Origin of the sequence: Achromobacter piechaudii NBRC 102461 (genome assembly GCF_001571245.1) — a bacterium.
In the GTDB taxonomy this organism is placed as follows: Bacteria; Pseudomonadota; Gammaproteobacteria; order Burkholderiales; family Burkholderiaceae_B; genus Achromobacter; species Achromobacter piechaudii.
The window spans coordinates 571753-586394 of record NZ_BCTK01000006.1 but is presented as its reverse complement, the minus strand read 5'-3'; the positions used below and the strand labels follow the sequence as shown (position 1 = coordinate 586394).

The window sequence follows — 14642 nt, the reverse complement described above, 5'->3', positions numbered from 1 at the left end:
GCGCTCCATGGATCTCGTTGCCATTTATGCCATCGATATCCTGGGTGCGATCGCCATCCTGGCGCTGTTGAGCGTCGGGTTGGCGGTGGTATTCGGGATGATGAAGATCATCAACCTCGCCCATGGCGAGTTCATGATGCTGGGCGGCTACGTCGCCATCCTTGCCACCAACCAATGGGGTGTGCCCATCTGGATCTCGATGCTGGTGCTCGCACCCTTGATCGTCGGCATCTTCGGCGTGCTGGTCGAGCACTTGCTGGTGCGCCATCTGTATGGCCGCATGATCGACACCATGCTGGCGACCTGGGGCCTGTCGCTGGCCGTCATTGGCCTGGCCACCATGGTCTTTGGCAACACCACGGTCGGTATTTCCTCGCCCTTGGGCGGCATCACCATCGGCGCGCGCCAAGCCAGCGGCTACACCCTCTTCCTGATTGCGTTGGCCGCCGGCGTGATGCTGGCGCTGTGGTGCCTGCTGCGCTTTACCGATTTTGGTCTGCGGGCCCGCGCCTGCATGCAGAACGCCGCGATGGCCAATGCGCTGGGCATGAACCCCAATGGTGTCTACAAGATGACCTTCGGTCTGGGCGCCGCCTTGTCCGGACTGGCCGGCGCCGTACTCGCCCCGCTGACCGGCGTTATTCCGACCATCGGTGCGGCCTACATCGCCAAGGCCTTCATCACCGTCATCAGCGGTGGCAGCGCCGTCATCGCCGGCACGGTCAGCGCGGCGGGCATCTTCGGCGCCATCAGCCAGGGCGTGACTTTTCTTGCCACGCCGGTATACGGCCAAGTGGCCTTGCTGCTGGCCGCCATCGTGCTGATCCGTCTGCTGCCTCAAGGCATCACTGGCCGATTTTTCAAGCGAGCAATCTGATGCGTGTACCTGTGATTTCTGTGGCTCTGGGCGCGGCGGCTGTCGCAGCCGCGATCGTGCTGCCCACCGTCGTCGATATGTTCAGCCTCCTGTCCATGACGGTCTACCTCGTCATGGCCTTGCTTGCCCTGAGCCTGGCCTTTGTCTGGGGTCACGGCGGCATCCTGTGCTTCGGGCAGGCCGCCTTCTTTGGCCTGGGCGCCTATGCCTGGGCGATTGGCGCCTTCAACTTCGGGCCCGGCATGGGCGCGATGGCCCTGGCCATCGCCGTGCCGGCAGCCTTTGCCGCCCTACTCGGCTACTTCATGTTCTACGGCAAGATCAGCGACGTGTACCTGGGCGTCATCACCCTGGCCGTGACCTTGATCCTGTTCAACCTGATGAATTCGACTTCGGGCGACAGCTATCGCATCGGCGAGGCGCTGCTGGGCGGATTCAACGGCATTCCGTCCATCCCGCCGCTGACGCTGCCGGGCGCGGCAGAACCCCTGTCACCCGAAGGCACGTTTACGCTGGCCGCCCTGATCCTGATCGCGGCCTACTTCGGCCTACGCGCCGTCATGGTCTCGCGCTTTGGCCGCGTGGTCGCCGCCGTACGCGAAAACGAGCAGCGCGCCCTGCTGCTGGGCTACAACGCCAGTCTGTACAAGCTGGCCGCGTTCACGCTGGGCGGCGCGCTGGCCGGTCTGGCCGGCATGCTCTACGCGAACTGGGGCGCCTTCGTCAGCCCTGGCGTGTTTGGCCTGTCGCAGTCAGCGCAGATCATCATCTGGGTGATCGTCGGCGGGCGCGGCACGCTGATCGGCCCCATCATCGCCTGCGTGGCGCTGCAAGCCATGGTCACCCAGCTGGGCGCACAGCACACGGTCGACACCGGCCTGGTGCTGGGCGTCATCCTGATTCTCTTCGTTCTGTTGATCCCGCGCGGCCTGGCCCCGACGGTGCTCGACGCGTGCCGCCGCGCCCTGCGGCCGGCCAAGGAGCAAGCATGAGCACGCTGCTATTGGAAACCCAGGGCCTGGGCGTGAGTTTCGGCGGCGTGCACGCCGTGAGAGACGTCGACTTCCGGCTGGAACGCGGTGAAGTGCGCTGCTTGATCGGTCCCAACGGCGCCGGCAAAAGCACGTTCTTCAAGATGCTGTCGGGCCAGTTGCAGCCGAGCCGCGGCGAAATCCGCTTCAAGGGCCAAGCCCTGCGCGGGCTGGCCACGCACGAGGTGGCGCGCCTGGGCATCGGCATCAAGACCCAGGTGCCTAGCGTCTTTGAAGGGCTGGACGTGCGCGAGAACCTGCGCCTGGCCGCCGCGCGGCGCGCCGATGGCGTGCCCGGCGACATCGCCGCTCAGGTGCTGGCAGAAATCGGCCTGGACGCTGTGGCCCGCACACCGGTCAATGCGCTGGCACACGGTCAACGCCAATGGGTGGAGCTTGGCATGATCCTGGCCTCGCGGCCCGAGCTGGTGCTGCTGGATGAACCGGCCGCCGGCATGACGCACCAGGAGGTGCGCAAGACCGCCGACCTGATCGCGTCCATCAACCGCCACAGCACCGTGGTGGTGGTCGAACATGACATGGCGTTCATCCGGCTGATCGCGGGCCGCATCACGGTCTTCAACCAGGGCGAAGTGCTGGCCGAAGGCAGCTTCGACGACATCATGGCGCACGCGGAAGTGCGTGCCGCCTATCTGGGCAAGCAAGGAGAGACACATGCTCCAGGCGCGTGACCTGAAAGCCGGCTACGGCCGCATCCCGGTGCTGCATGGCGTGAGCTTCAGCATGGCCGCCGGGGAATTCACCGGCATTCTGGGCCGCAACGGCATGGGCAAGACCACGTTGTTGCGGGCGTTGATGGGCGAGTTGCCCCTTACTGGCGGTGACCTGACGCTGGCCGACCGAAAGATCGGCACGCTTGCCCCGCATGCGCGCGCTCGCCAGGGTCTGGGCTTCGTGCCGCAGGGCCGGCAGATTTTCCCGGCGCTGAGTGTCGCGGAAAACTTGCGGATGGGTTGCGTGAAGAACCTGCGCGGCGCCGATGCCATGATCAGCTCGGTGCTGAAGGTGTTTCCGCGTCTGCAACGTCTGCTCGATCGTCCTGGCGGCAGCCTGTCGGGCGGCGAACAGCAATTGCTGGCGCTGGCCCGCTGCCTGTGCGGCGAACCCAGGCTCATGCTGCTGGACGAACCCACCGAAGGCATCCAGCCGTCGATCTGCGACGAAATCGTCGAAGCCCTGCAAACCCTGCGCGCCTCGCATGGCATCGCCATCCTGCTGGTCGAACAGGACATCGATTTCCTGTGCGCGCTGTCCGACCGCATCCTGGTGCTGGAAAAGGGCGAGTTGATCGCCGACGTTCCCACCGCCACCACCACTTCACAAGAGATCGCCCGGCGTTACGGCGGTCTGCAATCCTGATACGGAATCCGAGATGTCCCTTCCCCGTCCCACCCTGGAAGCGCTGGATCAGGCCGCGCGCCGCATCGGCCTGAATCTTGACGATGCCACGCTGCGTGCCTACGACAGCATTCTGGAGGCCACCTTTGCCGAGTACGACCAGGTCGATGCGCTTATCGATCAGCCGCCGCTGGTGCAATATCCGCGCACGCCCGGTGTGCAGCCCGAAGACAACCCGCTCAACGCCTGGTATGTGCGCACCGAGATCGACGGCCGCCAGGGCGGTCCGCTGGCGGGCAAGCGCGTGGTGCTCAAGGACAACATCTGCCTGGCCGGCGTGCCCATGATGAATGGCGCGGCCACGCTGCGTGGCTACGTGCCCGACCAGGACGCCACCGTCGCCACGCGCATCCTGGATGCCGGCGGCCGCATAGTCGGCAAGGCCCATTGCGAATACTTCTGCGTGTCCGGCAGCAGCCATACCAATGCCACGGGCCCGGTGCGCAACCCGCGCAACCCCGAGCACTCGGCCGGCGGCTCGTCCTCGGGCGCCGCAGCCCTGGTCGGCGCGGGCGAAGCCGACATGGCCATCGGCACGGACCAGGGCGGCTCGGTGCGCATTCCCGCGGCCTACTCCGGCATCTATGGAATGAAGCCCACGCACGGTCTCATTCCCTATACCGGCATCATGCCGATCGAAATGACGTTGGACCACGCCGGCATCATGACGGCCAATGTGGCCGACAACGCCCTGCTGCTGGACGCCATCGCAGGCCCGGATGGACTGGATCCGCGCCAGCAGGGCCTGCCGGCCGAACGCCCTGCCTACAGCGACGCGCTTGGCATGCCGCTCAAAGGCCTGCGCATCGGCGTCGTGCCCGAGGGCTTTGGCTGGGCAAACAGTGAAATCGAGGTTGACGAGGCAGTGCGCAAGGCCGCCCGTGAGATGGCCGCGCTGGGCGCCGAAGTCATCGAGCTGCCGGTGCCACTGCACCGCAAGGGTCACGCCATCTGGACGCCCATCGCGGTCGAGGGCACCACCCAGCAGATGAAGGGCTTCAACTACGGCACCAACTGGAAGGGCCTGTATGTGACGGGCCTGATGCAAGCGCAACGCCACTGGCGCGACCACGCCGACGAGTTCCCGCACGATGTCAAAACCTGCCTGCTGGCCGGCGAATACTTCTATGCACGCTACGGCGGCCAATACTATGGCAAGGCGCAAAACCTGGCGCGCCGCCTGCGGCAGGCCTATGATCAGGCGTTGGACCGTGTCGACCTGCTATTGATGCCGACGGTGCCAATGCGCGCGCCGCGCCTCATCAATGCCGACGCGGCGCCAGACCTCTTTGTGACCCGTGCCCTTGAAATGAACGCCAACACCGCGCCCTTTGACGTCACCGGCCACCCGGCCATTTCCGTGCCCTGCGCACTGCGAGACGATCTGCCCGTGGGCATGATGCTCGTTGGCCGCCATTTCGACGAAGCGACGCTGTATCGCGCCGCCCATGCTTTCGAGCTCTCGCTCGACTGGACGACGCTGTGACCGCCAACACCGGCCATCGGGTCGGCCTGCTGTTTTCGCACGAGAGCCTGACAGCGGCCACCGAGATCACCCAGGAGAACGCCACACTGCTGGCCATAGACGAGGTCAATGCCGCCGGCGGCATCGACGGCGTTCCCCTGGTCCCGGTCAGCGCCCCCGTGGGTGCGCAGCCGGCCGACTATCGCGAAGCCGCCGAGTGGCTCTGCGACCAGGAACGCGTGCCGCTGATCTTCGGCACCCATATGTCCAGCACCCGCAAGGCGGTGCTGCCGGTCGTCGAAAGCCGCCGCGCGCTGCTGTTCTACGCCACGCTCTATGAAGGTTTCGAGTACTCGCCTTATTGCTTCTACGGCGGCTCCGTGCCCAACCAGAATTCGGTGCAGCTGGCCAGCTATGTGATCCGCCACTTCGGCAATCGGGTGCTGTTCATTGGCGGCCAGTATGTTTACCCGCGCGAGTCGAACCGCATCATGCGCGAGCTCTACGAGCAGGCGGGCGGCGTAGTGGTCGACGAGGTCTATCTGCCGTTGAACGCGCCCCAGGAAAACCTTGCCGAGGTCCTGAAGCGCGCGGTGGCGTTGCGTCCGGACGCCATCTACTCGACCATGGTTGGTCGGGACATTGTCAAGCTGTATCGCGCCTACCGCGAGCTGGGCCTGGACCCGGCGCGCATGCCCATCGTCAGCCTGGCCACGAACGAGACCGACGTGGCGGCGCTCACCGCCGAACAGGCGGAAGGCCACATCACGGCCGCGCCGTACTTCGCGTCGCTGGACACCGCGCCCAGCCGCCGGTTCGCCCAGGCCTACCATGCGCGCTTCGGCGATGACAGCCCGATCACGGCGGGCGCCGAAGCCGCCTATTCCCAGGTTCATCTGGTGGCGCACGCCGCACGCCGCGCGGGCGGTCTTGTCCTGCCCGATCTCGTACGTGCCCTGGACGGCGCCCAGTTCGAAGCGCCCCAAGGTTTGGTCACCATCGATGGCGATACACAACACACCTCGCTTTGGCCGCGCATCGCCCGCATCGATGCGCAACGTCAGTTCGAGATCATCTACGCCGCGCGCGCCGCGGTACGGCCGGTGCCGTACCTCGTGGACCATGCGCTCGACCCCGAGGCCCTGGCGCTACCGTGACTGCCTCCTTGTCCCGGCCCGGCCGCAGCACCACGGCGCTGCGCGAACTCAACGGCCTGCGCGTGCTGGTCCTGCACCCGCAGGACGCCGAATCGCGGCTGTTGATGTCGCATCTGAAGCGCATTGGCTGTGTGCCGACCCAGCAATGGCCGCCGCCCGATAAGCTCTGCACCGACGCCGACGTGGTCGTTCTGCCCATCGAAGAAGACTATCGCGATGCCATCCAGAAGCTGGCCGACGGCCTTAACGCATTGAGCCCGCCGCTGGTCGGTATCGTCGAGTACGAGAACCCCGCGACGCTGCAACTGGTGCTGCATAGCGGCTGCACCGGCGTCATCGAACGACCGATCCGCCCTTTTGGTCTGTTGACGCAATTGCTGTTGGCGCGCACCGCCTGGCGCCAGCAGGCCGCCACGATGGCCCATATGCGCAAGCTCGAAGGGCGTTACGCCGCTGTCAGCAAGGTCGCCACGGCCAAGACGCTGCTGATCGCACGCGAAGGTATTACCGAAAACGAAGCGCACCGCCGTATCCAGGGCCGCGCCATGGCCACGCGATCGTCACTCGAAGACGTGGCGCAAACCATCATCAACGAATTCTCCTGATCCCATGTCCGCCTTCTCATTCCAGACTGTCCCCCACATTCTTGTCGAACCGGGCCTGGCGCGCCGCCTGGGCGCCCTGCTGCGCGAACGCCTTGCCGGCGCGCGCGCGGTGCTCGTCACCGACAACTTTCTCAATCGCAGCGGCGCGCTGCAACCCGCGCTGGACAGCATGGCGGACAACGGCTGGCAGACGCTGGTGATCGACGATGTCGTCGCCGATCCGCCCGAAGCCGTGGTACAGGCGGCAGCCGAACGCGCACGCGCGTTCGACGCCGATGTGGTCATCGGCTTTGGCGGCGGTTCATCCATGGATGTGGCCAAGCTGGTGGCATTGTTGTGCAAGAGCGATCAGCCGCTGTCCGCCATGTATGGCGTCAACCAGGTGCAAGGGCAGCGCTTGCCGCTGATTCAGGTGCCGACCACGGCGGGCACGGGCTCGGAAGTCACGCCGATCTCGATCGTGACCACCGGCGCCACCACCAAGAGCGGCGTGGTCGCGCCGCAGCTCTATGCCGACGCGGCCTTTCTGGACGCCGAACTGACGGTTGGCTTGCCGCCCTCCGCGACCGCCGCCACCGGCGTGGACGCCATGGTCCATGCCATCGAGGCCTACACCAGCAAGCGCCTGAAGAATCCGCTGTCCGATCACCTGGCCGTCCTGGCGTTGAAGCTGCTGTCCGCCAACCTGATCACCGTTTGCCGCGACGGCGCCAATCTGCAGGCGCGCTCCGACATGTTGCTGGGCGCCATGCTGGCCGGCCAGGCGTTCGCCAATGCCCCCGTGGGCGGCGTGCACGCGCTCGCCTACCCGGTCGGCGGCATATTCCATGTGCCGCACGGCCTGTCCAACGCGCTGGTGCTTCCCGCTGTGCTGCATTTCAATGCGCAGGCCGCAGCGCCCCTTTACGCCGAACTGGGCCGGGCGGTGGGCTTGCCGCCGGCCGCGGATGACGCGAGCGGCGCGGCCGCCTTCATCGCCTTCCTGGAAGACCTGATCCGCCAGGCTGACCTGCCGCAGGGCCTGCGAGCCGTCGGCATTGCAGAGACCGACTTGCCCACCTTGGCAAGCGCCGCAATGGGGCAGCAACGCCTGCTGATGAATAACCCATTGCCTATTGATGAGGGCCAGGCGCTGGACATCTACCGCGCCGCCTACTAGTCGGCTCATCGCGCGGCGATGTCAATCCAATCGACCGCGCGATTCTTGCCTTCGTGAAGCTGAGAACTCAATCGACCCGGTTACCCAGGCTAACGCCCGCAGCCATCTCGCCCGCCATGCCAACGTGAAGGCAACAGACGCCGCAGCCACGGCCAAGCTCATGACCCACACCAGCGTGGCCATGGAGGCATGGTCGACCGCCAAGCACAAGGCCAACGACGCAGCCAGGCCCCCACCGCCCAGGACACGCAGGCAAGCTCTATTCCGAGGCGCGCACGGCACGTCGCCGCAGGCCTGTTCCCAATGCACTTGCATCGCCAGCGCCAGCCATCCCATGCCGGCCACGGCCGCTAGCAAAGCCACCAACAGCATCAGCGCGTCAGTCATTGACGGGCTCCCTTCCCACCCGCTTGGGCGCCCGGGCGTCTTGCCGGCGTTTGAGCCGGCCCGCAGCGAACGCCGCGACCGCCGCCGCACCCAACAAAAAAAGATCCACGCCAGCTACGGGCCAGTATTGCTCGCGCAGAGTCTTGAAGAGATGGTCGCCCGTGCTGAGCCAGTTCAGCAGCACCGCCGCCAAGGCCAGCATCCAGATGGCGTGGCACTGCTCGCGCCAGGCGGGGTTGAATAGCCCCTGCGCGACCCCACCCGAGCGCCGAAACGCGTGCGCCATGGCCAGCGCCCAGGCGCCCCAGAAAAGGTACTGTTCCAGGGCGCCGCGATCGGGCCAGTTCGGCGGCAACGCCTCGGGCAACAAGCGGTTGGCGACCAGCATGGCTGCCGCCGCGATCGCCATGCCCGTCACCGTGGTCACAGCCAAGGCATCGACGACGCGGCTGGTTTGGCTACCCGCCTTGGCATGCTGCTTCTTGCGCTTTTCCGCAAAGAAAATGAGGCCCGTGGCGATGCAGACACTACCCGTCAACCCGCCAAACAGATACAGCCAGCGCAGCAGCCAGTGCCGAAAATGCTGCAAGTGCAGCCCAGTCAGGAACTCGTTGAGCCTGTCCACCGCCGACGGCGGCGGATCGACCCGCAGCACTTCGCCGGTTGCCGCCTTGAAGTGCACGCCCTCGCCGGTTAGAGCTATCCGGTCGGTGCCCGCGCGAAAGATGCTGACGTAGCCGTTGGTGTCGTACGGGTACTGCACGGCCAAAAATCCGACTTCGCCCTCCATGCCCCGGGCTGCCCAACGCCGGCGCGCCTCGGCCACCATCGCATCCACGGACGCGAGCGGCGCGGCCACGCCGGCCCGTTCATGTGGCAAGCCTGTTTCGCGTGCCTCTTCAAGCTCGCTGTATTCGTGCAGAGGCTCAAGCTGGGTGTGCGTCACGGGGAAGTAAATGCCAGCGAAAATGATCAGCCCCGTAAGAGCAAAGAAGAAATGGAACGGCAGCGCGACCACGCCGGTCAGGTTGTGCAGGTCGAGCAGGCTGCGCTGCCCGTTCTTGCGCGGCCGGAAAGTGAATAGCTCGCGGAACATCTTGCGATGCATGACCACGCCGCTGACAAGCGCCGCCATCATCGCCAGGGCGGCCAGCCCCACGACCCAATAGCCCATCCCCTTCCAGTACCAAGTCAGGCTGTAATGCAGCGGATAGAAAAAGCTGCTGCCGATCTTCAGGTGGTCGTCGGGCAGCGCGTCGCCCGTGCGCGGATCGATGGTGCGTCGTGCCCAGATCGTCGTTTCCGGCTTTTTGGCGTTGGGCACTTCATAGCCTACGAAGAGGCCCAGCACGGGGTCGCGGTGCGTGGAGTAAAAGCCCCAACGCTTCGGGATATCGAATCGTTCGGGCAAAGGCCCGTTCACCTGCGAGCGCATGCGCTCGATACGGTCCGCCGACGGCTGCATGCGCTCAAGGTGCGGCTTGAGCATCTGATCGAACGAGGGCGCGGGCGGCGGTGCGAAGCGCGTGGTGGGGATAGCCCAGCGGTCTATCTCGCGGTCGAACACCGACAAGGCCCCGAAAAAGAACACAACCATCAGGACAAACCCAAGCACAAGGCCAAACCAGGTGTGCAGCCACGCCATGCTGAGGCGAAAGTTCTGGAACATCGTCTTCTCTCCGACGCTCAGACGAGCTTGAAATACTGCACGCAGGACGCTGCCACCGCCATCGCGGCGCCGCCGCCAGCCAGCACGGCCCAGACGCGCTTCAGGCTGCGGGCCGCGAAAGCCCACAGAAACGCCACCAGATAGATAAGAAAGCCCAGGATGTAGCTCATGTGCTCCGCATCATGGAACGCCATGCCGGCCGCGAACGTCACCGCGACTCCCAAGGAAACGAACCCCCAGGTAAAGGCGTATCCACCCAGCAGGGCGGCCGCGATTCGAAGCGTGACCGACCTGGACATCTCCATTGGCGCAATCGCGGCGCCGCGCTTTTCTGGACGGGTCATCGATCATCCTCTTCAGAACTGATACTTCAGGGTCAGCATCGCGTTGCGAGTCGGCGCGTAGGTACCGCTGTAAAAGGTCGTGTCCAAGCCCTGCAGGTATTTCTTGTCGAACACGTTGTTAACGTTGAGCGTGGCGGAAAGCTGGCGGTTGAAGTCGTACCGCGCCATCAGATTCGTGACGACATACGCCGGCTGCTCGCCATTGAGGGTGATGCCAGGCAACGACGAGGTGGTGGCGGTGTAGTAGATGCGGCTTTGCCAGTTCAGCCCACCGCCCACGGTCAGACGGTGCCAATCGCCAGGCAGGCGGTAAGTGGTCCAGAGCTTGGCCATGTGGCGCGGGAAGACGGTGCGAATGGCTTGACCATCGGCGTCCTTCGTAGCGCTGTAGCTGTAGCTCACCGCCGCCTGCCAGCCCGGGGTCAGCTCGCCATTGAATTCAATGTCCAGACCCGAGGTCTTGGCGCCGCTCACCGCGCGATACGCTGGCTCGTTCACGGTACCCGGCACGGTCTGGCCGGGGTCCGGCTCGGCCAGGTTGTCCTGACGAATCTGGTAAAGCGCGACGGCGCTGTTCAGGCGGCCGCCGAAGAACTCGCTCTTCAGGCCGATTTCATAGTTGTCGCCGGTGCGCGGATCGAGCACGTTGCCGTTGCGGTCGCGCGAGCCCTGCGGCCTGAAGATGCTGGTATAGCTGGCGTAGACAGAGTGCTGCTCGTTCAGGTCATACACCACACCCGCGTAGGGCGTGACCACGCCGCTCTCGCTCATTTCCGTGATTTTATTGTTGCGCGCCAGCGCCGGCGACACGTAGATCTGCGAAAGCTTGTAGCGATAATTGCTGACCCGCGCGCCCATGATGACCGCCAGATCGTCAGTGGGCTTCAGGCGCAGCGCAGAGTAGACGCCCTGCTGCTTCTGCCAGCCGTCGTAGTCCATGAGCTTCTGGCCCGACAAGTTCGGACCGGCCGTCTCGTTGTCCCAGTTGTAGATGTTGACCGCGCGGCCTTCGATGCCTGCGCCCGACATCGGCTCGTGAAAGTTCTTGAACTCAGACCAGTTCATGCCCAGCACGACTTCATGCTTCCTGCCCCACAGTTCGAAGGGCCCGGATGTCTGCAGGTCGTAGCCCGATTGCCGCTGGCGGGCGCTGCCAAGCCCGCCATACAAACGGGCGCCGCCGCCACTGGCGCGGTCGACGAATCCCCAGCTTGCATTGGCGGCCGAGAATTCGCGTTCGCCGTACATGTAGTTGCCCGAGAACTTGAGCTTCCAGTCGTTGACGAAGCGATGCTCCAGGTTCAGGAAAGCGTTGTAGACCTGGATCTCGTTGGTATTCCAGCGCGCGGCGGCATTGTCTGAAGCGTCGAAGTCCGTCTGCTTGCCGTCGGAGTAGAACAGGGGCAAACCTGTGGATGACTGCCCGCGCGGATCACTCTTCTGATAGTCCAGCCCCGCCGTCAGCATCGTGTTCGGCGTGAGGTCTGCCTCAAGCACGCCGTAGAGCACGGTCTTCTTTTCTTTGTAGTAGTCAATATAGGTGTCGCCCTGCTCGTGCGCGGCGACGAAGCGTCCGCGTACCGTGCCAGCGTCATTGATCGGGCCGCCGACATCGACCTCGCCCCGGCCTCGGCCCCACGTGCCGCCGCTGAGGCTCAAGTAACCCTGGAATTCGCGCGTTGGCTTCTTGCGCACGAGATTTATCGTGCCGGACGGGTCGCCGGCACCGGTCAGCAGGCCGGTCGCGCCACGCAGGATTTCCACCCGGTCGTAGATCGCCAGATCCGCCTGGCTTTGCGGAATGTTCTGCGACACGATGTCGGTGGCGGTCACGACGCCGTCAAACTGGTAGTTGTCGATGCCGTAGCCGCGCGACAGCACCGAAAAGCGGCTGGCGCCTATGTTCTGCACCGAGATGCCGGGGGTACGGTCCAGCAGCGTCTCGATGCTGTCGATGCCTTCGTCCTCAATACGCTGACGCGTCATGACGCTTACCGTCTGTGGCGTCTCCCGCAGCGTCAAAGGCAGGCCGGTCGCTACCGACAGGGGCCCGGTCATGGCGTAGCTGTGGGACCCCTCCGTGGCGTTGAACGAATCGCCCTGCACCGCCACGGGCGCCAGCGTGGTCACGCCGCCCTCCGCCCCGATGGGAACCCTCTGCAATACGTAGCTGCCCGCGTCGCCGGGAGCCGCGGTCAGCCCCGTGCCGGCCAGCAAGGCATTCAGTGCCGCCCGCGCCTCCAGCTCGCCAGACACGCCAGGGCTGCTCTTGCCCTGCGCAAGCTCGCCGGCGCCGGCGACCAGGACTCCCGATTCACTCACAAAGCGCGCCAGCACCGCGCCCAGCGGACCAGGCGAAATGTCGTAGCGCCGCACAGACTCCGCCGCCTGTGCCGAAGGAGCCGTCTGCGCCGCGGCGTCGCGCGGCGCACTGGCCAGGGCCAGGCTGCCGCCCACCAGCACCAACTGGACCAGACGCGCCGTCCAGGTCATGCGCAATGGAACGGGCTGGCGATACAGCGGACGCAGGGAGAGGGGCGCAGGCTGTAGCACGGCGCGAACGGAATGATGGAGCATGACGAACTGGGTTCCTTAGGGTTTATCGACGAGAACGGCCGACAGAATCACAACAACGCTCGCTCTCATAAAGAGAATCGAATGAGCGCCCCAAAAGCGGAACCAATTCGCTAAAAGAGTTTGTTTATTTGCATGGCCGCGCGGTCCGCGCGGGCGCAGGCATGCTTGGCCTGTCGTCAGAGGCCTGTTGTCAGAGACTTGAAGTCAGAGGCTTGAAGTCAGAGGCTTTAGACCGGGCCCTGCCTGGGCTGGATGCTGACCCACCAAGGCAGGGTGCGCTTGATGCGTATGGGCAGGACGGCCTCAAGCATGGCGAGCGCGCGGTCCGGATCCGCAAGGGGATAACTGCCGATCACGGGCAAGTGCGCGATCTCGGGAGCCACGCGCAACACACCCCCACGGTAGCGTTGCAATTCGCGTGCAACTTCCGCCAAGGGTGTGTTGTTGGTAATCAGGATGCCTCGTGCCCAGGCCTCGCGCGCCGGGTCGGCGGATTCCACTCCCGCCAGTCTCTCGCCCGTAAAACGCATCTGCTGGCCGGTCTGGATGATGCGGGCGCAGCCCGTGTCGGCGGTGCGGGCCTCGACGGCTCCCTTGTAGACGGCCACCAACGTTTCCTCGCCGTCCAGACGCACGGTGAAGCGCGTCCCCAACGCGCGCACCCTTCCCTGCGGCGTATCGACGACAAATGGCCGGTCCAGGTCCGGGGCGGTCTGTATCAGTATTTCTCCCGCAAGCAGTTGCAAACGACGCAGGCTACCGCCGTAATCCAGGTCGAAAGCGCTAGCAGCGCTTAGCCACACCTGCGAGCCGTCGGCCAACGCGACGCGGCGCACCTCTCCCGTGGCGCTGCGGTAATCCGCAGACATCGCGACCGCCAGCCAGGGCAACGGGGTCAGTCGCCAAGCCGCCCAGCCCGACAAGCCGGTACTGACCAGGGCGCCCAATCCGAGCAGGGTTTGGCGGCGGCGCGCCATGCGGGTGTTTGCCGCACAGAAGCCCCTTGCGGCGGCTTCGCGACTGGAGCTTGCCTGGACCGCACTGAACTGGCCGCTGATGCGCTCGACGTAGCGCCATGCGTTAAGGTGCTCCGGCGCACCGTCCAGCCAGCTTTGCCATCGCCGCTTTTCCTCATCGGTAGCCTCGCCGGAGCGCAGCAGCGCAAACCATTCAGCGGCCTGCTCCAGGACCTGGTATGAAGGTTCCCGCGCTGGCGGCGATAAGGACAGGTCAGTTTTCATGAGAACGGCGCCGTCTCTGCATCAGCTGGCGCCGGGCTCAACGCCCGCCCATCGGGATGCGTGCGCCGGCAGATCAGCCGCCACGCCGCGCGCTTCCAGCATCAAGCAATGCAGCATGGCCTGGGATACATACTTGCGAACCATCCGGGTGGACACGCCTAATTCTTCGGCCACTTCCCTGTCGGTCATGTCGCACGCGACGGCCATCACGAAGGCGTTGGCGGCTTTGACCGGCATGCTGCGCAACATAGTGTCGATTTCCAGCAGGGCCTGGACCACGATGGCTTGATGTTCCGTCGACGGAGCGATCGCCTCGGGCCGCGCGGCCAGCTCTTCGAGCCACATTTGTTCGATCTGGCGCCGCCGCCACAGGTCCACGCACATGCCGCTGGCCATCGAGCGCAGATAGGCCCGGGCTTCCGGCATGCTGTCGAAACGGCGAGGCCTCTGAAGCAGTCGCAGAAACGCATCATGCGCCAGGTCAGCAGCATCGGACGAATCGCCGAGGCGCCTGCGCAGCCAACCCTGAAGCCAACCATGATGGCTGCTGTAAAGGGATTCGATGTTTGAAGTAGGCATCTCACGGGCCACAGCGGTAAGAGACTTCTCGCCATCCGGAGATGCAGAAATCTAAATAAGAATTACTTCCGATTATCGACAAATATTTATCGCTTTGCAACGAAGCGATCGCGCCAGGGCACTGGCGCCGCG

14 protein-coding genes are annotated in these 14642 nt (G+C 65.0%); 8 read left to right on the top strand and 6 right to left on the bottom strand.

The window, feature by feature from the left end; translation table 11 throughout:
* Nucleotides 1–7: 7 nt before the first annotated feature.
* Genes API01S_RS14775 through API01S_RS14740 form a run of 8 tightly spaced genes read left to right on the top strand, consistent with a single transcriptional unit; the run spans nt 8 to nt 7713 of the window.
* Complete coding sequence (locus API01S_RS14775; protein WP_006221601.1) at nt 8–877, top strand: ABC transporter permease subunit; 870 nt, start codon at nt 8–10, stop codon at nt 875–877.
* Between the two features lie 11 nt (nt 878–888).
* On the top strand, nt 889–1869 hold the full coding sequence (locus API01S_RS14770) for an ABC transporter permease subunit (RefSeq protein ID WP_231689420.1): 981 nt from the start codon (nt 889–891) through the stop codon (nt 1867–1869).
* Nucleotides 1866–2600 (top strand): ATP-binding cassette domain-containing protein, encoded by a 735-nt coding sequence (locus API01S_RS14765; RefSeq protein WP_061305004.1) that lies wholly within the window; start codon nt 1866–1868, stop codon nt 2598–2600. Before API01S_RS14770 ends, API01S_RS14765 begins: the two co-directional genes overlap by 4 nt.
* Complete coding sequence (locus tag API01S_RS14760) at nt 2584–3288, top strand: ABC transporter ATP-binding protein (RefSeq protein ID WP_061305002.1); 705 nt, start codon at nt 2584–2586, stop codon at nt 3286–3288. The genes API01S_RS14765 and API01S_RS14760 overlap by 17 nt, the downstream gene beginning before the upstream one ends.
* Before the next feature lie 13 nt (nt 3289–3301).
* A complete protein-coding gene (locus API01S_RS14755; protein WP_061305000.1) occupies nt 3302–4813 on the top strand; it encodes an amidase in 1512 nt (503 codons plus the stop codon).
* Nucleotides 4810–5949: a transporter substrate-binding domain-containing protein gene (locus API01S_RS14750; protein WP_061304998.1), complete on the top strand. Its 1140-nt coding sequence runs from the start codon at nt 4810–4812 to the stop codon at nt 5947–5949. Before API01S_RS14755 ends, API01S_RS14750 begins: the two co-directional genes overlap by 4 nt.
* Nucleotides 5946–6554 (top strand): ANTAR domain-containing response regulator, encoded by a 609-nt coding sequence (locus API01S_RS14745; protein ID WP_061304996.1) that lies wholly within the window; start codon nt 5946–5948, stop codon nt 6552–6554. The genes API01S_RS14750 and API01S_RS14745 overlap by 4 nt, the downstream gene beginning before the upstream one ends.
* Nucleotides 6555–6558: 4 nt before the next feature.
* Complete coding sequence (locus API01S_RS14740) at nt 6559–7713, top strand: iron-containing alcohol dehydrogenase (RefSeq protein WP_050729483.1); 1155 nt, start codon at nt 6559–6561, stop codon at nt 7711–7713.
* A gap of 21 nt (nt 7714–7734) precedes the next feature.
* Here the strand turns inward: API01S_RS14740 and API01S_RS14735 are convergent, their stop codons facing one another.
* From API01S_RS14735 to API01S_RS14710, 6 genes are all read right to left on the bottom strand, one after another.
* Nucleotides 7735–8100, bottom strand: coding sequence for a DUF3325 domain-containing protein (locus API01S_RS14735; RefSeq protein WP_061304994.1), 366 nt, complete (start codon nt 8098–8100; stop codon nt 7735–7737).
* On the bottom strand, nt 8093–9769 hold the full coding sequence (locus API01S_RS14730; RefSeq protein WP_061304992.1) for a PepSY-associated TM helix domain-containing protein: 1677 nt from the start codon (nt 9767–9769) through the stop codon (nt 8093–8095). Before API01S_RS14730 ends, API01S_RS14735 begins: the two co-directional genes overlap by 8 nt.
* Before the next feature lie 17 nt (nt 9770–9786).
* A complete protein-coding gene (locus API01S_RS14725; protein ID WP_409360609.1) occupies nt 9787–10113 on the bottom strand; it encodes an iron uptake protein in 327 nt (108 codons plus the stop codon).
* A gap of 12 nt (nt 10114–10125) precedes the next feature.
* The gene (locus API01S_RS14720; protein ID WP_254598457.1) at nt 10126–12690 is read right to left on the bottom strand and encodes a TonB-dependent siderophore receptor; all 2565 of its coding nucleotides are present in this window, start codon (nt 12688–12690) and stop codon (nt 10126–10128) included.
* Nucleotides 12691–12917: 227 nt separating this feature from the next.
* Nucleotides 12918–13931, bottom strand: coding sequence for a FecR domain-containing protein (locus tag API01S_RS14715; RefSeq protein WP_061304986.1), 1014 nt, complete (start codon nt 13929–13931; stop codon nt 12918–12920).
* A 21-nt stretch (nt 13932–13952) separates the two neighbouring features.
* Nucleotides 13953–14510, bottom strand: coding sequence for a sigma-70 family RNA polymerase sigma factor (locus tag API01S_RS14710; protein WP_061304984.1), 558 nt, complete (start codon nt 14508–14510; stop codon nt 13953–13955).
* Between the last annotated feature and the right edge of the window lie 132 nt (nt 14511–14642).